This window comes from Collinsella aerofaciens, assembly GCF_015555045.1.
GTDB classification, from domain to species: Bacteria; Actinomycetota; Coriobacteriia; order Coriobacteriales; family Coriobacteriaceae; genus Collinsella; species Collinsella aerofaciens_W.
In genome coordinates, this window is sequence record NZ_JADNJQ010000008.1 from 64,595 (window position 1) to 86,260 (window position 21,666).

Genomic DNA, 21,666 nt, shown 5'->3' on the forward strand with positions numbered 1-21,666 from the left:
GCGGAGTGTTGGTGCTACCAGCTTTTCTCGATATCGCGGATGCGCCGATAGAGCAACTCGTTTTGCGGCACTTGGATATCGTGTTTGGCTGCGAGGCGGCAAATGGTGCCCGCGAACTCCTCGACTTCGGTTTTGCGCTTTGCGATGCGGTCTTGCGCCATCGAGGGCATACCGGCGGGGTCGATTCCCTCGATGAGGTGCACCATTTGCGTCAGGTCTGCCTCGGTCAGCTCAACGCCCTCGGCGTTGGCAACCGCAAGCGTCTCGCGCATGGCGGAGACAAAACAGCGGCGCTGCTCGGAGCCCGGCTCCGTGGCGCTTCCGTAGGTCCCGCCGTAGGCCATGCAGGTCTGGTTGATGCCGTCGTTGAGCATGAGTTTGGCCCACATGCGGTGCGCAATGTCGCTCTCGACGGTATGGGCGATGCCGCAGCGCGTATAGAGCTCGTCGATGGCGGTGATGGTTGCGGGGTTCGTGCCGGCCGCCGCGCCAAAGCGGATTTCGCCCGCATTGGTAAAGGTGAGCGCGCCATTGAGAAACACGGCGTCCATGCCCTGGCAGATACCAAGAACGGTATGCTCCCAGCCAAAGCGTTCGGCAATCTTTTGCTCGCTCGTAATACCGTTGCACAGCGAGGCGATGAGCGTGTTGGGTCCCACGACGCGCTCCATAGTCTTGAGTGCTTGGTCGAGACCGGTGGTCTTGACCGTCAGGATGACCAGATCGGCGGGCGCTGCCTCGCTGGCGCGGACGGACGTGAGACCGCAAGGCTTTCCGTTGACAGTGAGCGCATCGCCCGCGTGACGCTCAAAACGGGCGTCATCCATAACGTATTCGACGGCGTCATTGCCGAGGACCTTGGCAATCATGCTGCCGTAGAACAGGCCGACGCCGCCCTTGCCGATAAAGGCGACCTTGTTGATCTGCATGTGAATCATCTCCCCATGTAAAAGGCGCCCGCGTAAGGGGCGCCTGATGGATTGTATGCTGCCAGGGTGATTGGTGGGTGCGCGGGGCGGCTGTTATAAAAAAGAAACGTTTGCCTGGACGCTACGCTGCAGGGCAGACCGCAAAGACATGCGCGTGGTCATGCCCGGCTCCTTTCATCGGGCTTTTTGCTGATGTTAAAGCGGTGCCGTGACAGCTCGATTTCTGCTGCGTTACGATACGTTCTCGATTGCGATTCCACGATGTTTCGGCTGCGTGACCATTGTGTTTCGCCTTGCCGGGGCGCTAATGGCGAAGGGAGGGGCCGTGCAATATCGCGTTGACCCCAAAAGCGGCAACCGTATCTCGGTGCTGGGACTGGGCTGCATGAGGTTTCCCGGTGCGCCGGGACACCCCGATGCGAAGACGGCCGATGCCATCATTTCCCGTGCGGTGGAGCAAGGAATAGCCTATCTGGACACGGCCTATCTCTACTCCGGTAACGAAGCTTGTGTGGGAGCTTCGCTTGAGCGCCTGGGGCTGCGCGACCAGATTTTGCTTGCGACCAAGTTGCCGCACGCTTCGTGCAAATGTGCGGAGGATTTCGATCGGTTCTTCGACGAGCAGCTGCGCCGTTTGCGGACTGACCATATCGACTATTACCTTATGCACAACATCACCTCGCCCGCGCAGTGGGAGCGCGTGGTGGCGTTGGGTATCGAGGACTGGATTGCGCACCAAAAGGCGGCGGGGCGTATTCGCCAGATAGGTTTTTCGTACCACGGTAGTGCGGCGGACTTCCTCACGATGCTTGACGCGTATGACTGGGACTTTTGCCAGATCCAGTACAACTACGCTGGAGAGCGCTACCAAGCGGGAACGGCGGGACTCATGGCAGCCGCCGAGCGCGGGCTCGCGGTGTTTGTGATGGAGCCGCTTTTGGGTGGACGCCTGGCGGGCAAGCTACCTCCGCGGGCCCGCGCCGTGTTCGATGACGTACGCGATCCGTACCTGAAGACGCCGGCTGCTTGGGGCCTTTCGTGGGTGTGGAATCATCCTCAGGTCACGATGCTGCTATCGGGTATGACCGATACCGCGCAGGTGGACGAGAACGCGGCATTGGCGGATCGCGCACTGCCGGATTCGATGACAGCTACTCAGCTCGATACCATCGCACGTGTGCTGGGAGAGTTTGAGAAATCGAATCGCGTGCCCTGTACGGGGTGCGGCTACTGCATGCCGTGCCCCAAGGGTATCAATATTCCCGGCTGCTTTGGCGCCTACAACGCGAGCTACGCGCATAGTTGGTTTACGGGGCTGTCTCAATACTTTACGGCGAGCGCGGTGCGTACAAGCGAGCCCAAGTTGGTGAGCAATTGCATCAAATGCGGCAAATGCGCGCGGCACTGTCCGCAGCACATCGATATTCCCGAGCGTCTCGACGATGTGCGCCGACGTTTCCAGCCTGGCCCCGTAACGGCTGCGCTTAAAGCCTTTTGCAAAACGCGCTCCTGATGCCCCTTTTATAACTTGCGGTGGAATAGTTCCTGTTTGCGGCAGAATAGGGGCAAAACAGGAACTATTCCACCGCAACTGAAGGGGGCTGTCGTGGGCCATCGGGATTCATGTGATGATTTGCGTGAGGTTCGTTGGGGCGTTTTGGGCGCTGGGAACATTTCGCATCGATTTGCATCGTCGCTCAAGGAGGTGGACGGGGCACGGCTTGTGGCTGCCGCCGGTCGCACTCCTTCGCATGTTGAGGAGTTTTGCAGGGCGTTTTCGATTGATGCCGCGCACAGTTATGCCACAGCTGACGATAACGGCGATGCGGCTTATGATGCGTTGATTGCCGACCCCGATGTCGACGTAATCTACTTGGCTCTTCCACATGGCATGCATGCGCATTGGGTCTGTCGGGCACTGCGCGCGGGAAAGGCCGTGCTGTGCGAAAAGCCGGCCGTTTTGAATGAAGAAGAGGCCTATGTGATCGCCTCGGTTTCCCGTGAGTGCGGCGTGCCATTTATGGAGGCGATGAAAAATCGGTTTTGTCCGATGCATACTCGCGTGAAGGGCTTGCTTGCGTCGGACGAGCTCGGCCGTATCGTTTCGATCGAAAGCGTGCAAAAACTTGATTATGGTGAGCCCCCTTCGAGTTATCTGCTCGATCCGTTGCAGGGTGGTTGTCTATATGACATGTGCTGCTATGCGGTCGGGTGGTTTGAGGATTTGCTTGCGGGTGCGTGCGATGTTTCGTCTCGTGAAGTTCGCTGGCGTGACGTATCGGGCGGCCGCGTCGATTGGGCCGACGAGATCCATATGAGTGTCGGCGGTATACCCATTCATATGGTGTGCGACGGCAAAGCAGCATATGAAAGCCGCTTAACGATTGCCTGCGAGCGGGGCTCGTTGGAAATCGACCGTCTCCATCGCCCCGAGCTCGCCCATGTGAAGTATTCCGACGGGCGAACGCTCGAAATAAATGCCCCGTTTGAGGTCGATGATTTCTACGGCGAAATCCAGCATGCGACCCAGCTCATCCGGGCGGGGAAACTCGAGAGTCCCGTCATGCCCTTTGCCGCCACACAGCGCTGCGCGCGCATTATCGATGCAATCCGTCTAGCCCTCTAGGCTTGGCGCTGACGCGTAGGGGATCATGACGCTGGCGCCCGTAGCCGTAGTGCTTGGTGGCCCGCGCCTCTGATGCCCCTTTTATAAGTTGCGGTGGAATAGTTCCTGTTTGCGGCAGAATAGGGGCCAAACAGGAACTATTCCACCGCAACTGATGAGGGGGAGCTGGAGATGCTGACGATTGGGTGCCATCTTTCGACGACGAAGGGCTATCGGGCGATGGGGGAGACGGCGCTGTCCATTGGCGCCAATACCTTTGCATTCTTTACGCGCAACCCGCGCGGCGGCAAGGCGAAAGACCTTGACATGGATGATGTGGCGGCCCTGCGCGAGCTTATGGAACAAAACGATTTTGGCCCACTCGTGGCGCATGCCCCCTATACCTACAACCCCTGTTCTGCCAAAGAGCGGGCGCGCGAGTTTGCCCTGGAGGCAATGGCCGAGGACTTGCAGCGTCTGGAAGCACTGCCCGGCAACTATTACAACTTCCACCCCGGCGCGCATGTGGGGCAGGGGACTGATGCCGGCATTCAGATGATCGTCGACACCTTGTGCCAGGTGATGTTTGAGGGGCAGCAGACGACGGTGCTGCTCGAGACCATGGCAGGAAAGGGTACCGAGGTGGGCCGTAGCTTTGAAGAGCTGGCGCGCATTATCGGGGGTGTTGCTGCCAGACGTCCAGAGCTGTCGGCCAAGCTGGGCGTGTGTCTGGATACCTGCCATGTGAGTGATGCCGGCTACGACATCATCCATGATCTGGACGGCGTACTCGACGAGTTCGATCGCGTGGTGGGTATCGAGCGCCTGCGCGCCGTGCATATCAATGACTCCAAGAACCCCTGCGGTGCCCATAAGGATCGCCACGAGTGCATCGGCAAGGGCTACCTGGGTAGTGAAGAGTTTGGCGGCGGTATGCAGGTTATGCAGAATATTGTATCGAATGGCCGCTTGCGCGCATTGCCATTCATTTTGGAGACACCGAACGAACTTGCAGGTTATGCGGCTGATATTAAACTGTTAAGGTCATTGCAGCAGTAATGACTGTCACAAAGTAGAGTGTCCCATTCACGTTATGGGTTTGTTTCAATCAGTTTTCTCATTGCAGATTCGTAATTCCGGGTGCATAATAGCCAACAGTTTTTGCAGACCTCTGAATCAAACGAGGTCACCGGAAGGAGACTGATTATGAAGCTGAAGAAGCTTGGCGCATTTGCCGCCACGGGTGCTATGGCGCTCGCCCTTGCTCTGACGGGCTGCGGTTCGTCCAACGCCACCTCTGGTTCTGATGCCGGTTCCAGCAGCTCTGACGACGCTAAGGTCGAGAAGGTCGACGGCTCCAAGGAGTACGCGCTCGTCAAGGACGGTACGCTGACCGTCGGCACCTCTGCCGAGTACGCTCCGTTTGAGTACAAGGATGACAACGGCGATTATCAGGGCTTTGACCTTGAGCTCATCAAGGCTATCGGCGACAAGCTGGGTCTGGATGTCGAGTACGTCAACAATGACTTCGACACGCTCGTCCCCGGTGTCGCTTCGGGCGCTAAGTACGACGTCGCCATCGCGGCTATCACCGACACGCCCGAGCGTGAGAAGGAAGTTACTTTCTCCGATTCCTACTACATGGACGATCAGGCTATCGTGACCAAGGTCGATAACACCGACATCACGGCCGACAACTACAGCGAGAAGCTCAACAACGCCGACGCTACCATCATCGTCCAGTCCGGTTCGACCGCCGAGGCCTTTGCCCAGGAGAACTTCCCCAAGGCCAAGATCGTCCCCTACAAGGACGCCACCGAGTGCTTCAGCGCCCTGCAGTCCGATAAGGGCGACGCCGTAGTCACCAACCGCTCCGTTGCCAGCCAGCTGACCGCCGAGCAGTTCAACACCTGCCAGACCATCAAGCAGATCAGCACCGGCGAGGAGTACGCCATCGCCATCAACCAGGGCAACACCAAGCTCAAGGACGACATCAACCAGGCCATCAAGGACCTGACCGACGACGGTACCGTCGACGCCCTCATGGCTAAGTACAACATCAAGTAAAATAGCTACTTGATTGTGCGCAGGCCCTTTCCGTTTTGGCGGAGAGGGCCTTTGCGCTTCTCTTGACGGAGAGCATTTCCGTCTCGTTTTGCCGGCAACTTCTACGATAGGAGCCACCTTGTCTCGACTGAACAAAGGGGCCGCGGAGCAGCGTTTTCCACTGCCCTCGATGCTCCAAAAGCTGGCCTGTGCCCTGGCTGTGGCGCTCGCCCTGGTATGCGCGGGGGCCTGCGTGCCCACGACCGCCCAGGCGCTTGAGACCGCAAAGATTACCGCCCGACCCAATACCGGTTCGGGTAGCGATGTGGTCGGCGGCACCGAGACGCGCATCACTTGGGAAGTTCAGGCCGATGCCGACGAGGAGCTGAGCGGTCTTTCGCTGACGTTTGTCGACGGCACGACGTTTGGTACCGATGACACGCGATTGACGATGCTCTCGGGCGAGGACCTCATGGATCGTACGCCCATGAAGCCCACGTGCAAGGCTGACGGCCAGACGCTCAAGATTGACTTTGGCGAGACGGCGCCTGCCGGCGGCTATTTCCGCGTCGAGGTTTACGGTGTGACGTTTCCCGTCGAGGGCGGCGATGAGGCCTTTAGCGGCACCTATACGCTCGCCGACGGTTCGACCAAGAAGATCTCCAAGATTCCGTCGGTGGAGATCAAGGGCGTGACGGCCTTCGATAACTTCCTGGCCGACCTTAAGGAGCAGCCGTGGGTCGAGGCGTGGAACTCCAATATGTTCCTGCGCCTGTTCCTGAACCCGGTCATTTTGGTCCAGAGCCTGCCGATCGTCTTCAAGGGCTTCCTTATGTCGCTTTCGATCGTGCTCGTGGCGTTTCCGCTGGCAATTCCCTTTGGCTTTGCCCTGTCGCTTATGCGCATCTCCAAGTCGCGCATCCTGCGCTGCCTCGCCGGCATCTACGTGAATATCATTCGCGGTACGCCGGCGTTCCTGCAGATCTATATCGCGTTCTTCGGTCTGCCGTTGGCCGGCGTCAAGGTGGACGACTATGTTTTGGGCGTTATCGTCATGGCCATGAACTCGTCTGCGTACCTGTGCGAGATCTTCCGTGCCGGTATTCAATCGATCCCCAAGGGCCAAAACGAGGCTGCTCGCTCTCTGGGCATGAATGCCTTCCAGACGCTGCTCTACGTTATGATTCCGCAGACGTTCCGCAATGTTTTGCCTACGCTGACCAGCGAGTTTATCTTGCTTTACAAGGATACGTCGCTGCTTGCCGCCGTGGGTGTGGTCGAAATCGTCATGAACGCCCGTACCATCGTGGCCACGACGGGCTCCATTACACCGTACGTGGTTGCCGCCCTGTTCTATCTGGTCATCACCCTGCCGCTCGCTCGCTTGGTGAGCGGTCTTGAGGCGAGGCTTTTGGGTACGACCGAGACCAAGAAGAAGCGTCCCGCCAAGAGCGCCGGACAGGTTGTCGCGACGCCTGCCGATCACATCGCCGGTCTGTAAGGAGGTCCTATCATGAGCGAAACCAATAACTCGAACGAGGTCGTCGTCAGCATTAAGAACCTCCAGAAGGCCTTTGGCGATAACGTGGTCCTGCGCGATATCGATCTGGATGTGCATAAGGGCGAGGTCGTCGTAGTTCTGGGTCCTTCGGGCTCGGGCAAGTCGACGATGCTTCGCTGCATCAATCGTCTGGAGCATCCTACGAGTGGTTCGATTGTCGTCGAGGGCGTGGATGTGTGCGCCAAGGGCGTTGACCTCAATAAGGTGCGTACGCACTTGGGCATGGTGTTTCAGCAGTTCAACCTGTTCCCGCACCTGTCGGTCAAAAAGAACGTCATGCTTGCGCAGCAAAAGGTGCTCAAGCGCAGCAAGGAAGAGGCCGAGAAGATCGCCGTCGAGGAGCTGACCAAGGTCGGTCTTGCCGAGCGTATCGACTTTATGCCGAGCCAGCTCTCGGGCGGCCAGCAGCAGCGCGTTGCCATCGCCCGCGCCCTGTCGATGAACCCTCACGTTATGCTCTTTGACGAGGCCACGTCGGCGCTCGATCCCGAGCTGGTTCGCGACGTTCTGGGTGTCATGCGCGACCTGGCACGCGATGGCATGACCATGATCGTCGTGACGCACGAGATGGGCTTTGCCCGCGACGTCGCCGACCGCGTCGTCTTTATGGACGGCGGCGTCATTGTGGAAGAGGGTACGCCGAGCGAGGTCTTCGACCACCCCAAGAGCGAGCGCACCAAGGCGTTCTTGGGCAATATCTCGTAGCCGGTTGATGTAACTGCCGTTATAAAAGAGCGGGGGCTGGACTTGAATCCAGCCCCCGCTCTTTTGTAGGGATAAGGATACGCTTTGATGCAGACTCTTTTGGAGGTCCTGGGTTCGTTACGCGAGCTCGGCTCCGAGGGCCTTGCAAGCGGTCTCGCCCTCATCGTCGGGCGCATCGTAGCAAATGACGGAATCGACGACATTGACGCCCGCCTCGTCGGCATCGGCCTTCCAGTTGTCCATCCACTCGCCCTCGGCCCACGAATAAGAGCCAAAGAGGACGACCTTCTTATCGCCGAGGGTCTCCTTGACCTCGTCCCACATAGGCTGGAACTCGTCATACTCAAGCTCCTCGGAACCCATGGCGGGGCAGCCGAAGGCAATGGCGTCATAGTTGGCGGCCTTGTCTGCGGAGAAGTCGGCGCAGGAGATGACCTCTGCCTCGGCGCCGGCACCGGTTGCACCCTCGGCAACGAAGTTTGCCATGGCCTCGGTGTTGCCTGTACCGCTCCAGTAGACGACGGCGATCTTGCTCATATGTTTTCCTTTCGGTTGTGCGGCGTGCGGCCGCGTCTTGTATGCTCTATCGGGTTGCCTGGACAAGTTGTTCCAGGGTGCAGCCCTGTTGATAGATGCAGGTAAGGTATTGCGTGCATGCGCGATAGGAATCGAAGGTCGTGAGCGCCTGCTCAACGTTTGTGTATACCTTCCATGCGCCAAAGACCTTATAGTTTTCGCCGTGCTGGACGATAAACTGATGGACATCTTCGTAGGGATAGCCCAAAAAATAGCCAATTTCGTGGGGGAACTCGCATATGCACCCCGTATCGCAGTGCCTATTTCGCGCGAGTGCGCAGACGCTGCCGTCATAGGCGCTTTCTGCGGCATTGCTGCTTGCCAGCGTGATGCGCGCGGCGAGATGCACCAGGGACGCGGGCAGGTTGTGGACATCGTAACCTTCGGCGGCAAGCGCCGTCGTGGCGCGGGAGTCGGAGAGGTATCGCATGAGGTCTGCAGGGCGGTACACATAGATGAGCGCTCCGCAGGGGCGCCAGACCAAAACGCTCATATGGATCCCGAGTGGCTGGAGCTCGCGGTTGCATTGGGCTATGACGGCGAGCAGGCGAGAGCGTCGCTCTTCGATATGGGTGGCGCTGGGTTTTCCGTTTTGGTTGGCGTAAACGCCGGGATAGGTAAAGAGCGAAGCCGGCTTGATACCTGCGAGCGTAGGGGAGCAGTTGCGCACGACAGCCGTTTGGTATGTTGGGATGTCAATGGTTCGAGTCACGATGTCCCTTTCGGGTCCTCAGTTGTTAGCCTAGGAAAACTTATACACGAAAGTAAGCCATGGTCAACAAAAAAGTTTGAAGAGGGAAACTAATTGACCGAACGGACATGATTTTGGGTTAAGATGGGGACACCCCATGGGGGTATCTAGATAGGGCTACTTGAAAGGGGAACGCATGAGTGACTTGCTCAACCCTGCGAATCTCATCGTGCTTGCCGTGATTGTCGTTGGCATGTTCTTTGGCCTGCGTCGCATTGTCGCTTCGACACACGGAAAGAGCTGCTGCAGCGATGGTGCGAGCGGTAAGAAGGCCAAGAAGGTAGTGGTTGCGGATACCGATCCGTCCCACTATCCCTATAGCGATGAGCTGCTCATCGGCGGCATGAGCTGTGACGGCTGCGCTCAGAACGTAGCCAATGCCCTCAATGCGCTGGATGGTGTGTGGGCAACGGTGACGTATGCGGACCACACGGCACGCGTGCGCTCTAAGCAGCCGGTTGATCGTGGTGTCCTCGAGACGGCCGTGAAAGACGCGGGCTACTACGTCATGACGCTGTAAGCGTCGCTCTGGATGCGCTTCCTTGGCTAGGCTCGTCCGCGCAGTTCGATGTCTTGGATGTCGTCGAAGTCGATGGCGATGTCTCGGAGCTTGAGGAGCTTGAAGGCGGGGAGCGCCTCGTCGAGGATGCCGGTGCGGCTGCGATAGCCGTATGTATCGTAATAGGTGACACGAACCAAGTCGCCACGTTTGAGACCCTCGAGTTTTTTAGAAAGCACGAGGGCTTTTTCTTCCGTGAGCTCACGTTTTGGCTCGACGGTGATTTCCTGCTTGCGCACGAGTTCGTAGTATCCCGTGAGGGCGGCAAAGGGCATAAACTGTGCGGCGCGGTTGGCGCGCACGGCACCGTTGGCAGTGAGGTTGGGGTCGGCGGCGCGGCGTCTGCCCTCGGGGTCCGCCAAGCGCTCAAAGGCGGTCGGCGGGCGCACGGGCTGTTGTTTGGGTTTAGGCACGGTGTCCTCCAACTTGTTCGTTGCGTTCGCGCGCGGTGGCGCCAGCGGTAAAGCTTAATCCCTTGACCAGAGCGTTCTTGCCGTACTTGCCTTTCACGGCCAGGACGGCGCGCGCCAGGTCGCGCTCGCGCTCATCGGCCTCGATATCGCTGAATAGATCGATGGTGGCAAATTCCTCGGGCATGAGGTTGCCAAATCCCAGGTTGATGCGTTTGACCGGTCGCTTAGGATCGACAGTCTGCGCCCAGAGCTCATCGAAATAGCCCATGATCTTCTTAAACGAATTGGTACGCTCGGGCAGCTTTCGCGAGGCGTTAGAGTGCGCAAAGAGTGTGGCATATCCACCGCGCGGTTTGCCGCCGTGCTCTCCCACAAAGATGCCATCGATTGCCTGCGCCTCGCGTACCAGGCGGCGCCGTTCGTCATCGCGCTGGACGGGCTTGGGCGCACGGGGTGCGAGTTCGGGGCCAGTGGTTGCGGTGGGCTCGATGCTCGACGTGCTCGAGCGCAGGTGCCCACATCCGTCCACATATTGCGCTGTGCCGCTGGCGTCGAGGCGGCGTATGTCGGCCCGCTCGCTCGCATAACCCACAAAGAGCGAGATGCTGTCACAGACCACGTGCTTATCGACTAAGTCCAACACGGCGTTGTCGACCATCTCGCGCAAGACGGTGTATGCTTGCTCGTAGGCATAGCCCTTCGAGAGTACCTGCCCTGTGGTGGTCGAGGTTGCTTGCGGGCGATAGGCTTGGATATCGGCGATGGTTGTCGGCTCACGCCCGAAGGCGTGGTCGATAAGATATTCGGCATTGACGCCGAGTTCGTCGTAGAGCAGGTTCTCGTCGAGAGCCGCGACGCCCATCAGATCGTAGACGCCGTATTTCTCGAGACGGGCCGCCACGCCGGGGCCGATGCCCCAGATGTCGGTGATGGGGCGATGGGGCCAGATCTCCTTGCGAAAGGTCTCGTCGTCGAGTTTGCCGATGCGACTGGGTACGTGCTTGGCGGTGACGTCGAGCGCCACCTTGGCCTGGAATAGGTTGGGGCCGATGCCGACCGTCGCCGTGATGCCGGTGCGCGCCAAGACCTCGTCGCGCAGCGTGCAGGCGAGCCCTTCCGCATCTGTGTGATAGAGGTCCAGATAGGGCGTCACGTCGATAAAGCACTCATCGATGGAGTAGACGTGCACGTCCTGGGGGCTGACGTATTCCAGATAGATACCGTAGATTTTCGCCGACACCTCCATGTAGTGCTGCATGCGCGGTACGGCCGTGATGTAGTCGATGCAATCGGGAATCTCAAATAGGCGGCAGCGATTGTGAATTCCTAAGTCCTTCATGGCCTGCGTGATGGCGAGGCAGATGGTCGTGCGTCCGCGCGATTCGTCGGCAACGACTAGGTTGGTGGTGAGCGGATCGAGCCCACGGTCGACGCACTCGACGCTGGCATAAAACGTCTTGAGGTCGATGCAGATATAGGTGTGCTGCTCGTGCGCCATCCGTGTCCTATCATCAAACACATGTTCTTATCGAATATCTGTTCGATAATACCCTCTCATCCGGACATCGTCAAACCTGTCAAAAAGGGACTGGTTTGATTTGTTAGGTATGGTCGTGCGGTTGGATCGGGTTTTTAACGCAGCTCTAAAGAGTGCGAAACAGCTCGGAAAACCTTGCTTCGTAGCATGAGCCTAACGATTGATACCGCCTATACGCACGGAAGGGTTGTGGAAACGATGGTCAACTATGGGTTTGGTATGCCGACGCGCCTTGTTGCGGATGGAGACGTGGCTCGCTGGTGTGGACGATTGGTCGCTCACTACGGCGGCACCAAGGCACTGGTCGTGCTGGGCGGTGACAAGCATGCGCATGATGAGCTCGTCTCGGCGGCGCTCGGCTCGCTTGATCGAGCTCTGCTCGAGCGCGTGCTTTTTCGCTGCGGCTCGGTTGAGGGCGACGGGGGAGACGAGCTGATCGACGAAGCCGTGGCCCTGGCGACCGACGAAGGCGTGGACTTTGTCCTGGCGATCGGCGATGCCGATACGGCGGGCTTTGCACGCGAACTCGCCCGTCGCATGGCGACGCTCGATGCCGGCGAAGACGGCTTTGTGCCTTATGGATGTATTGTCTCGGAGGGCAAGGTGCCTGCCGTCGCGGGAGCCGGCGAGGTTCCCGTTTTTGCCATTATCGCGCCCGAACTGCTGGAGGGCATCGGGTCTCCTCTGCGTGAGTTGCTCGGTAGCGTCTGCGCCGCGGCCTAATATTTGCCATAAAAGGACGGGTTTTTTGGTTGGTAAAGCGTTTGACCTGCCAAAATAAGCCTGTCCCTTTTTGATCGGCTGCCGTTTGGGGGCGGATTGGCAACGCTCGCTGATTGTAGTCTTGACCTGCGCTAGAATAGTGGCATCTGAATGTCCGGGCGCATGGAGGCGTGCGCCCGTATGCTGAGGAGGACTCTATGGCAACTGTTGCCGCACCTATCGATGCTACGTCGACTGCCGCTTGGAAGGCACTCGAGGCTCATCAGGAGAAGCTCGAGGCCGATGGTATCGACCTCAAGGCCTGGTTCGCTGCCGATGCCGAGCGCGTGAACAAGCTGAGCTTTGACGCCGGCGACCTGCACTTCGATCTGTCCAAGAACCTGGTGACTGATGAGACCGTCAAGCTGCTGTGCGATCTTGCTCGTGAGGTGAAGCTCGAGGAGCGCCGCGACGCCATGTTCTCCGGCGAGCACATTAACACCACCGAGGACCGCGCCGTCCTGCACACCGCGCTTCGCCGCCCCGCAACCGAGAAGGGCCAGCTCATCGTCGACGGCCAGGACGTTGTCGCCGACGTGCACGAGGTCCTCGATCGCATGTATGCCTTCGCCGAGCGCGTGCGCTCCGGTGAGTGGAAGGGCGTTACCGGCAAGAAGATCGAGCACCTGGTGTCCATCGGCATCGGCGGCTCTGATCTGGGCCCGGTCATGGCTTACGAGGCCCTGCGCCCCTATGCCGACGCCGGTATCGATTGCCGCTATATCTCCAACATCGACCCCAACGACCAGGCCGAGAAGCTCAAGGGTTTGGATCCCGAGACCACGCTCGTGATCATCGTCTCCAAGACTTTCACCACGCTCGAGACCCTCACCAACGCCCGCGAGGTCAAGACCTGGATGCTCGAGCAGCTTAAGGCTCAGGGCGCCATCGATGGCTCCGATGAGCAGAACGCCGAGGCCGTGGCAAAGCACTTCGTCGCCGTTTCCACCGCACTCGAGAAGGTTGAGGCCTTCGGCATCGACCCCGCTAACGCTTTTGGTTTCTGGAACTGGGTCGGCGGCCGCTACTCCGTCGACTCCGCCGTGGGCCTGTCGCTGATCATCGTGCTCGGCCCCGAGCGCTTCCAGCAGTTCCTCGAGGGCTTCCATGCCATCGACGAGTACTTCTGCAACACGCCGCTCGAGAACAACGCCGTCGCGCTGATGGGCCTGCTCAACGTCTGGTACGTCAACTTCTTCGGTTCCAAGAGCCACGCCGTGCTGCCGTACTGCCAGTATCTGCACCGTTTCCCGGCCTACCTGCAGCAGCTCACCATGGAGTCCAACGGCAAGCACGTCCGCTGGGACGGCAGCGCCGTGACCTCCGACACCGGTGAGATCTTCTGGGGCGAGCCCGGCACCAACGGTCAGCACGCCTTCTACCAGCTGCTGCACCAGGGCACCGTGGTGGTCCCGGCCGACTTTATCGCTTTCGCCAATACCGCCAACCCCGCAACCGACAGCGGCCAGGATGTCCACGAGCTGTTCCTGGGCAACTTCCTGGCCCAGACCAAGGCGCTCGCCTTTGGTAAGACGGCCGATGAGGTGCGCGCCGAGGGCACGCCCGAGCAGATCGTCCCGGCCCGCTGCTTTGAGGGCAACCGCCCGACGACCTCGATCTTCGGCGACACGTTGACCCCGTTCGCGCTTGGCGAGCTCATCGCCCTGTACGAGCACATTACGTTTGTCGAGGGCACGGTCTGGGGCATCGACTCCTACGACCAGTGGGGCGTCGAGCTGGGCAAGCAGCTTGCCAAGCAGATCACCCCGGCCTTCCACGACGAGGCTGCCAAGGCCGAGCAGGACGCTTCGACCCAGGCGCTCATCGAGTTCTACCGCGCTCACCGCAAGTAGTCGCTGCTGTTAACGCATCGCGCCTTATAGTCAGGGGCCCGTATCCTATCGGATGCGGGCCCCTTTGCTTTGCCGTGGTCCCGGGGTGCACGGCCTTTGTGGAACATCGCCGGGGCGCCGCGCGCTGCGAGAACCCTGCGCCTAGATTTCGGCCTCCGCATGGCCTCGCTGCGCCTCGGGCAGCTCCCCGTAGAGCGGATGGTCTTCGAGCCTAAAGCGCTCGACCTGTTCGGGAGTGCGACCGCGTACAAAGAGCCACGAGCGATCGATTGGCGTCGCCATGAGCGTGCTGGGCAGCGCGTCGGCGCGGTCGGAAAACACCCGGGCACTCTCGGGATCCTGGAACGCCAGCACCAGATGCGTGTCGCAGTTGCCCATGATGGAGCGTGCGCGTGCCTCGCCATAGAGCGCATCGAGCTGGTTGGTCGACTGCAGCAGCAGCGTTGCCCAGATGTTGCGGCTTCGGATAATCGAGAGCACGTTGTCGATCTGGGGGATCTGCAGATTTGCGAAGTCATCGAGCATAAAGCGCACGGGCACGGGCAGGCTGCCGTCGGGCTGCCTATCGGCCTCACGAATGAGGCCCATAAACGCCTGCGAAATAAAGAGGCCGGTCAGCGGATCGAGATTGCGGTCAATATCGCTCACGGTTACAAACAGGGCGCAGGGGGTGTGTCCCATGGAAGCGAAGTCCACCTGATGGCACTCACGATAGAGCTGTGCCGCACCGTCGAATCCCAGACACATGACCTTTTCGGCAAGGATGCCGACGATGCTCGCGTGCATGCGCTCGGCATTTTGCGTAATGGCGTAGCGCCGCCATAGCGAGAGGGCATAGCTTTGGGGGTCGGTCGTGATCAGGTCGTCAAACAATCGACCTGTGGCACCGTCCTGCAGGTGCTCGATCAGCTTGATGACCGAGCTGATCGTCTGCTCGTCGGCGGGTAGCTGTTCGGTGACGTAGGCGATAAGACACGACAGCAGGTTTGCCGCCGCATGATCCCAAAAAGGCTGGTTGTTGTCCTCGATGGGGCAGATGGCCTTTGCCACCGAGAGGATGTCCTGCTGGTTGGGCCTGCCGTCCGCCTTGCGGCGAATGTGCCTCAGGGGGTTGTAGCCGCAGCGCTCGATGCCGGGCGCAAGGGCCGGGACGGTGTTGAGGTCGGCGAAGTTGAGACATTGCACGCGGTAACCGTGGGCTGCCAGCACGGGTCCCACTTCGCGACAGAGCGTGCCTTTGGTGTCGAGCACGATGTAGCTTGCGTTCATTTGCAGCAGGTTGGGCTTGAGGACGTTTCGGGTCTTGCCGGCTCCCGAGGGGCCGATCACAAGTGCATTGTTGTTGAGTCCCGTTTGGCGGGTGTCGCAGGAAAGCGTTCGATCCTTGGCGAGGATGGTGGACGATGCGGTCTCAGATGCGGCGAGACGGCTGGCGAGGTTAGACATGGGCGACCTCCTTGGTGGTCGAGAGGATTTCGTGGGCAAAGCCGAGCTCGACGGCGCGCTCGGCCGAAAGGTAGGTGTCTTTTGCAGTGAGGGACTGGATGCGCTTGGGCGTGAGGCCGCTGCGGTCCGAGAGGATTTGCGTGAGGGTCTTGCGGGTCTGCATGAGACGCCGGCTGGTTTCCTGCAGCGCAAGTGCCGAGCCACCTGCCCCCTGGGGGATCAGCGGGTCGTGAATCATGAGCTCTGCATGGGGCGCCATACGGCGATCGTCGCCGCCCATAAAGATCACGGCGCCCATGGACGCGGCGAATTCCAGGCAGACGGTGCGGATGGGGCACGATGCGAGGCGCATGGCGTCATAGATCGCAAGACCCGATCGCACGCTTCCGCCGGCGCTGGCGACAAATATGGTGATGGGGCGGCTGGGGTCGGTGGCATCGAGCAGGCGGATCTGCTGGCATAGGTCGTGGGCCATCGGGGTTTCGATGTTTCCCATGACGGAGAGCTCGCGACGGGCGAGCATCTCATCGTAAATGCTGGTGAGCGTGATGCCTCGGGCGGATTCACGCATGGTGAGGGGACTGATGATGGGGGAATGATTGGTGTCCATGAGGACTCCTTTCTGTTGGTTGTGTTGTGGAATAGGATTGTTGCCCGCGGAGGGGCTGGCGGACTACAGGGTTCGTCCGAGCCTGAGATCGAGCTCGGTTGTGGGGCAGGCTGCCTGTTCGTGCGGCTCGCAAGCGCCAAGGGCTCCAAAGCGATAGAGCGTTGCGGCGGGCGTGGTGTAGGCGAGCCGCAGCTGATGCTCGACAGGGGCACATCCGTCATTTTTGTAATGAGCCGCGTAGCATTGCGCGATGCTGGCGTTCATCTCGCTGCCATTGCGATGGCGCTCAAACTGGCGTCTGCAGGTCTCGATGATCTTTGCTACCGACTTGGGTGCCGTCGCGGGAACAAGGGCGAGATAGCCCTCAAATAGCTCGTTGATGCTCAGGAGGCACAGCAGGTCGATCAGCGTCCTTATGGCTGCTCCCTCGGCAGAAAAATGCGCGGTCATGCGGTTATATCGGTTGCGGTCGACGATGGCCGCATGGGGTCTTGGAGTTTTCTGCCCCGTGGTCCCGGGCTTTTGCCGCGCCTGTGTATTGAGCTCGACGTTGCAGCGCTTGAGGCCGTCCAACGGAAGGAACAGTGCGGTGCGCAGGGTGTTCCGCTTGCTTTCGAGTTCATGACGCTCGTCGGGTTCCCATTCGAGCTTGAGTTTCGTGTCGAGCGCCGTAAGCATATGGGCTAGGCAGCCTACGGTAAGAACGTACGAATCGTTGTCGCGTTCTGGGGCATAGGGGTCTGTCAGCTTGCGAATGTCGGGGTCGCCCATGATCTTTGTGCAGCGCTTCAGCAGTTGAGGGTGGTCGGCCAAGATCGTCGCGAGCGGTAGCGACGCGTAGTTCTTTATGGTCGCGGCGGCAAAGGCGGCGTCATATTCGTTTGCATATGCTCGCTCAATGCGGGCATCCAGAATGCTTTTCTTATCGCCGTCTTCAGCGTGGTGGTTTGTCATAGCTTCTCCAATCGGTTGATGTTCGTGCTGTTTGTTGATGTGTTGGTTGTCGTGAGTGATGTGCTTGCCGTGGGTGATGTGCTGACGTTGGGGTGCTATGCGGTTTTCAATGAGCCCGTGAGACAGTTGCTGCAGGGGCGGGATGGAACGGCCCATGCAAGGCGGAAGGCATCGTGCTCAAAATCGAGACAGCAATGCCCTAGGTGCCTCACATGTGGCAGTTACCTCATTAAGTTGTCATTGCGTTTGGGGTTGTACTTTGCCGATCTTCCTTCTCTTACACGCTGAAAACTGAAACTTCATATGCTCGATCTACTTAAAACCGCAACGGCGGTCTTTTATCAACTTATATGTCGGAACGTGTCTTTGCAAGTACTTTTTTGCGTTTGTTTCAAATGGGGTGGTTTTGCAACCGTCACGCGCCACGCTATGCGAACGTGCCCCGGCTCGGATAAGATGGTGCGATCGAGTTCTACCGCGCTCACTGCAAGTAGTCTTTGTTGCTGAGATAGGTCACGGCCGAAAGGGGCCCGTATCCCAACAGATACGGGCCCCTTGCTATTTAAATGGGCATGAGGGTGTATTGAGGGGGGATGTCTTGCTGTCGGCATCCGCGTGCGGTGCCATTCGCTGTCCGTAAATTATACGTTTACGGCTAATTTCATACCACTTGTCGGAATGCGGACGCTGTCCTTGCATGCCGGGCGTACATTGAACGTGGTTTTTCGCGTGAAGCCACGAATCGGTTGCCAGCCCTGAACAAGGAGGCCCAGCATGACGCTTGCCAAACCCATCAATAAATACATCGACTATATCGATGCCCCCGAGGACACGTTTGAGCAGTATGTCGAGAAGGCGTTAAAGTACAACTTTCGCTGCGTATTTGCGAACCTGCAGGAGTACGAGACGGGCCGCGCCATGCTCGAGGGCTCTGACATCATCCTTGCCGGCGCTATCGACTTTCCCCAGGGCACTATGACGCTTGAGGAGAAGCTTGCGAGGTTTGAGGAATACGCTGCGTGTGGCTTTACCGAGATTGACTACGTTTTGAATCAGGGGTCGATCGAGAACCGCGATTTTGATGCCATCGAGCGCGAGATGACTACCATTGCTGATTATTGTCGCGCGCATGGCATCACTGACAAGGTAATCGTCGAGATGTGCAAGCTGGACGGCGACGACGCCGCCAAGCGCCGTGTATGCGAGATCGCGCTGGAGGCCAAGCCGGGATTCCTTAAGACATCGACCGGCAGAAGCTTTGGCGGTGCTAAGCTCGAGGACGTGCGGCTGATGCACGAGGTGCTCGGCGATGCCGTGGCAATCAAGGCGGCGGGCGGTATCCATAATTACGAAGAGGCTTGCGCATTCATCGAGGCCGGCGCCAGCGCGTTAGGTGCATCGGCGGGCATCGCGATCGTCGAGGGCGCACCGACGGATGAGCGTCGCTAGCAGACGTATTTGACCTGAGCGATAAAACTTCACGACCACACGCCGTTCATGTTCGGGACAATATGACATTTTTCCCGTTGTAAACGGAGTCGCGATGGGTGTTCTGTATGATGGCTCAGACAAGGTTGTTCAATGACAGGGAGGCATATATGGCAATCAAAGCCATCGCGATGGATATCGACGGTACGCTCACCAACGATCAGAAAGTGATTAGCCCGCGTACGCGCGAGAAGCTGCTCGCGGCGCAGGAGTCGGGCATTAAGCTCATTTTGGCTTCGGGCCGTCCCGCATGGGGGCTGCACGCCTTGGCGCAAGAGCTCGACCTTCAAAACCATGACGGTCTGCTGGTGGCCTTTAACGGCGCACACGTCGTCGATGCCCAGACCGACGAGGTGCTGTTCGATCAGGCTATGCCTGCCGACGAATTGCATCGCCTGATTGATCACCTGCGTAATTTTGACGTGATCCCTATGATTTCGCTCGGTCGCGATTTGCACGTCGAGGACTCGTACCATTGCATGATCACGCTGCCTGACGGCTCGCAGAAGAATATCGTCAAGTATGAGCGCGACGCGTGCGATCTTAAGATTCGCGAGGTGGAGAGCCTGCATGAGGTCGCTGATGCTTATCCCGTGGACAAGCTGCTGACGGCGGGCGATCCGGCCTACCTGCAGGCGCATTACGAGGAGATGTATGCGCCCTTTAAGCAGACGCTTTCGGGCATGTTTACGGCCGACTGGTACTTTGAGTACACGGCGCCCGGTATCGACAAGGCCCGCGCACTCGAGGGTGCCCTGCCCAAGCTCGGCATCGATGCCAGTGAGGTCGTATCGTTTGGCGACGGCCAGAACGACAAGTCCATGATTGAGTGGGCCGGCACCGGTGTTGCCATGGGTAACGCCGTCGAAGAGGTTAAGGCTGTAGCCCAGATGGTGACCGCCGATAACAACGAAGATGGCATTGCGGTGACGCTGGATAAGCTGCTGGGTTAGAATCGCCGATTAATGCATGGCTCGGGCGCCTGCTTGCGGGCGTCCTTTTGTTAGGGAGGGTGCCGTGTCCGCATTTCCGTTCGACGCCGTTATCTTTGACATGGACGGCGTCATTGTCGATACCGAGTATTACTACTTGGGCGAGACTGCCGCGTTTGCCAAGGAGCTTGGGCTTAATCTGACTCAAGAGGAGTTGAATGGGCAGGTCGGTACCTCGCATCAGTTCTTCCTGCATATGCTGGTCGATTGGTTTGAGCGCGCCGGTAAGGGGCACTTCACTGGCGAGGAAGCGTTGGCCCGTTGGGACGAGTGGGCGCATAAGCGTCCGCGTGACTATCAGGCTTTGATTAACCCAGGCGCCGTGGATACGATTCGAGAGCTGCCGCGCCGTGGCGTTCGCGTGGCGCTTGCCAGCTCGTCTCCCATGGTTAGCATCGAGGAAGTGCTCAACGCATGCGGGCTGTCTGATGCCTTTGAGTATGTGGTGAGCGGCGAGCAGTTTAAGGAGAGCAAACCCGAGCCCGACATCTACCTGCATGCGCTGGACCTGCTGGGGCTGCCCGCGAATCGCTGCTGCTGCGTTGAGGATTCCGTTCCGGGCATTACCGCGGGTAAGCGAGCCGGCCTGACGGTTATTGCCAAGCGCGAGGAGCGCTTTGGCTTTAGCCAGGATGCCGCGGACAAGATTATCGACCAGCTGCCGGAGCTGCTGGAACTCGCGTAGATTCTGGGCGGCATTGTTGTCACAACAGTGGTTCCGTTGGCATAAGAGAGGGGCGCGCTATGGCATTTAACGTGAGCGCACTGGGGTTTGGCGACAACGTCGTCGACCGCTACGAGCATATTCGCACGATGTATCCGGGTGGCAATGCGGTGAACTTTGCCGTGTATGCCAAGAAATGCGGAGCCGCGCGCTCCGCGTATATGGGCATCTTTGGTAATGACGCTGCTGCCGAGCACGTGATTGCGAGTCTTGAGGATGAGGACGTTGAACTAGCCAAATGCAAGCAGCTCATCGGTGAGAATGGTGCTGCGCGCGTGACCGTCGTTAACGGCGACCGTGTTTTCCTTGGCTCCAATGAGGGTGGCATCCGTGGTGATACTCGCTATGTGCTCGATCGCTTTGACCTTGCGTACATGAAGCAGTTCGACGTAGTCCACTCGGGCAACTATTGCTTTACCGAGCGCGAACTTCCCAAGTTGAAGGCCGCGGGCATCACGGTTTCGTTTGACTTCTCGGACGATTCGACCGACGAGTACTACGAGCAGATTGCTCCCTACGTTGACTTCGCATTCTTTAGCGCGGCAGACGCCGCGAGCGAGGATGAGATTCGCGAGCGTCTGGCATGGGTGAGGGGTCTAGGTCCGCGTTTCGTATCGGCAACGGCTGGCGCTGAGGGCTGCATTGCCTATGATGGCGATCGTTATTACCGCCAACTGGCTAAACCGGTAACGGATTTGAAGGACACCATGGGTGCGGGCGACTCGTTCCTGGCTTCGTTCCTGATGTGTTATCTCGATTCCGCCAAGCGTGGCGAGGATGGTGCCGAGGCCATCGAGCGTGCACTCGACTTTGCTGCCGGGTTTGCCTCGACCGTGTGCGGCATGGAAGGCTCCTGGGGCCATGGAGTGCCGATTTCCGAATAGGTGAGCAGTCCCGGGGAGTCGAATTGTCGCCCCCCGGGACTCCATGGACAAAAAATGCTAAATATGAGTACTGTCACTAATTTAGTAACAGCGAAATTAAGCTATTGAGGGCCTAGTTGGGTGTCTGCGAGTGATTAAAACCTGCTAAAAATGACTTTAACCACCTTAAAGTGCCTTGATAATGGATAGCTGTAGGTAGCGCGCAGAGATGTGGTGTAAGAGGCGGGGCATGCCCCGCCTCTTCCCTTTCTTGAAAGGGAGGGGACACCGC

General features: G+C 58.9%; 21 protein-coding genes. 13 read left to right on the plus strand and 8 right to left on the minus strand.

Features of this window, described 5'->3' with window-relative positions; translation table 11 throughout:
• Positions 1–14: 14 nt before the first annotated feature.
• On the minus strand, positions 15–929 hold the full coding sequence (locus I2E45_RS04425) for a ketopantoate reductase family protein (protein ID WP_229058823.1): 915 nt from the start codon (positions 927–929) through the stop codon (positions 15–17).
• 325 nt (positions 930–1,254) lie between these two features.
• Between I2E45_RS04425 and I2E45_RS04430 the strand changes: the two genes are divergently transcribed.
• The 6 genes from I2E45_RS04430 (at position 1,255) to I2E45_RS04455 (ending at position 7,846) form a co-directional block, all read left to right on the plus strand.
• Complete coding sequence (locus I2E45_RS04430; RefSeq protein WP_195444500.1) at positions 1,255–2,442, plus strand: aldo/keto reductase; 1,188 nt, start codon at positions 1,255–1,257, stop codon at positions 2,440–2,442.
• A gap of 93 nt (positions 2,443–2,535) precedes the next feature.
• On the plus strand, positions 2,536–3,555 hold the full coding sequence (locus I2E45_RS04435; protein ID WP_271742148.1) for a Gfo/Idh/MocA family protein: 1,020 nt from the start codon (positions 2,536–2,538) through the stop codon (positions 3,553–3,555).
• Positions 3,556–3,726: 171 nt separating this feature from the next.
• Entirely contained in the window at positions 3,727–4,593 is an 867-nt protein-coding gene (locus I2E45_RS04440) for a deoxyribonuclease IV (RefSeq protein ID WP_195444501.1), read from the plus strand.
• A 147-nt stretch (positions 4,594–4,740) separates the two neighbouring features.
• Positions 4,741–5,601, plus strand: coding sequence for an ABC transporter substrate-binding protein (locus tag I2E45_RS04445; protein ID WP_117648317.1), 861 nt, complete (start codon positions 4,741–4,743; stop codon positions 5,599–5,601).
• Positions 5,602–5,719: 118 nt separating this feature from the next.
• On the plus strand, positions 5,720–7,081 hold the full coding sequence (locus I2E45_RS04450; protein ID WP_229058824.1) for an ABC transporter permease subunit: 1,362 nt from the start codon (positions 5,720–5,722) through the stop codon (positions 7,079–7,081).
• Between the two features lie 12 nt (positions 7,082–7,093).
• Entirely contained in the window at positions 7,094–7,846 is a 753-nt protein-coding gene (locus I2E45_RS04455; protein ID WP_055251428.1) for an amino acid ABC transporter ATP-binding protein, read from the plus strand.
• A gap of 117 nt (positions 7,847–7,963) precedes the next feature.
• Here I2E45_RS04455 and I2E45_RS04460 read toward each other — a convergent pair whose 3' ends face one another.
• A complete protein-coding gene (locus tag I2E45_RS04460) occupies positions 7,964–8,383 on the minus strand; it encodes a flavodoxin (protein ID WP_117640805.1) in 420 nt (139 codons plus the stop codon).
• A gap of 46 nt (positions 8,384–8,429) precedes the next feature.
• Positions 8,430–9,134 (minus strand): DUF3793 family protein, encoded by a 705-nt coding sequence (locus I2E45_RS04465; RefSeq protein ID WP_195444502.1) that lies wholly within the window; start codon positions 9,132–9,134, stop codon positions 8,430–8,432.
• A 175-nt stretch (positions 9,135–9,309) separates the two neighbouring features.
• Between I2E45_RS04465 and I2E45_RS04470 the strand changes: the two genes are divergently transcribed.
• Entirely contained in the window at positions 9,310–9,693 is a 384-nt protein-coding gene (locus tag I2E45_RS04470; RefSeq protein ID WP_195444504.1) for a heavy-metal-associated domain-containing protein, read from the plus strand.
• Between the two features lie 26 nt (positions 9,694–9,719).
• Here I2E45_RS04470 and I2E45_RS04475 read toward each other — a convergent pair whose 3' ends face one another.
• Together I2E45_RS04475 and I2E45_RS04480 are read right to left on the minus strand one after the other, a co-directional pair.
• The gene (locus tag I2E45_RS04475) at positions 9,720–10,145 is read right to left on the minus strand and encodes a hypothetical protein (protein WP_233540402.1); all 426 of its coding nucleotides are present in this window, start codon (positions 10,143–10,145) and stop codon (positions 9,720–9,722) included.
• On the minus strand, positions 10,138–11,643 hold the full coding sequence (locus tag I2E45_RS04480) for a Y-family DNA polymerase (protein ID WP_195444506.1): 1,506 nt from the start codon (positions 11,641–11,643) through the stop codon (positions 10,138–10,140). The genes I2E45_RS04475 and I2E45_RS04480 overlap by 8 nt, the downstream gene beginning before the upstream one ends.
• Positions 11,644–11,880: 237 nt before the next feature.
• On the opposite strand from I2E45_RS04480, the gene I2E45_RS04485 reads away from it, so the two are divergent.
• Together I2E45_RS04485 and pgi are read left to right on the plus strand one after the other, a co-directional pair.
• The gene (locus tag I2E45_RS04485; RefSeq protein ID WP_195444508.1) at positions 11,881–12,405 is read left to right on the plus strand and encodes an iron-containing alcohol dehydrogenase; all 525 of its coding nucleotides are present in this window, start codon (positions 11,881–11,883) and stop codon (positions 12,403–12,405) included.
• A gap of 197 nt (positions 12,406–12,602) precedes the next feature.
• Entirely contained in the window at positions 12,603–14,297 is a 1,695-nt protein-coding gene (gene pgi / locus I2E45_RS04490) for a glucose-6-phosphate isomerase (RefSeq protein WP_195444510.1), read from the plus strand.
• Positions 14,298–14,438: 141 nt separating this feature from the next.
• Here pgi and I2E45_RS04495 read toward each other — a convergent pair whose 3' ends face one another.
• The 3 genes from I2E45_RS04495 to I2E45_RS04505 all read right to left on the minus strand — a co-directional run bounded on the left by I2E45_RS04495 (position 14,439) and on the right by I2E45_RS04505 (position 17,463).
• Positions 14,439–15,743 carry a VirD4-like conjugal transfer protein, CD1115 family gene (locus I2E45_RS04495; RefSeq protein ID WP_195444512.1) on the minus strand — a complete coding sequence of 435 codons (1,305 nt, stop codon included), beginning with the start codon at positions 15,741–15,743 and terminating at the stop codon, positions 14,439–14,441.
• Entirely contained in the window at positions 15,736–16,353 is a 618-nt protein-coding gene (locus tag I2E45_RS04500) for an ATP-dependent Clp protease proteolytic subunit (protein WP_022094432.1), read from the minus strand. Before I2E45_RS04500 ends, I2E45_RS04495 begins: the two co-directional genes overlap by 8 nt.
• A gap of 63 nt (positions 16,354–16,416) precedes the next feature.
• Positions 16,417–17,463, minus strand: coding sequence for a hypothetical protein (locus tag I2E45_RS04505; protein WP_195444514.1), 1,047 nt, complete (start codon positions 17,461–17,463; stop codon positions 16,417–16,419).
• Between the two features lie 618 nt (positions 17,464–18,081).
• Between I2E45_RS04505 and deoC the strand changes: the two genes are divergently transcribed.
• The 4 genes from deoC to I2E45_RS04525 all read left to right on the plus strand — a co-directional run bounded on the left by deoC (position 18,082) and on the right by I2E45_RS04525 (position 21,395).
• Entirely contained in the window at positions 18,082–18,756 is a 675-nt protein-coding gene (gene deoC, locus I2E45_RS04510) for a deoxyribose-phosphate aldolase (protein ID WP_195444516.1), read from the plus strand.
• Between the two features lie 149 nt (positions 18,757–18,905).
• Positions 18,906–19,748, plus strand: coding sequence for a Cof-type HAD-IIB family hydrolase (locus tag I2E45_RS04515; protein ID WP_195444518.1), 843 nt, complete (start codon positions 18,906–18,908; stop codon positions 19,746–19,748).
• A gap of 64 nt (positions 19,749–19,812) precedes the next feature.
• Positions 19,813–20,472, plus strand: a complete 660-nt coding sequence (locus tag I2E45_RS04520) for an HAD family hydrolase (protein WP_230317444.1) — start codon at positions 19,813–19,815, stop codon at positions 20,470–20,472.
• Between the two features lie 59 nt (positions 20,473–20,531).
• The gene (locus I2E45_RS04525) at positions 20,532–21,395 is read left to right on the plus strand and encodes a PfkB family carbohydrate kinase (protein ID WP_195444520.1); all 864 of its coding nucleotides are present in this window, start codon (positions 20,532–20,534) and stop codon (positions 21,393–21,395) included.
• Positions 21,396–21,666: the final 271 nt, after the last annotated feature.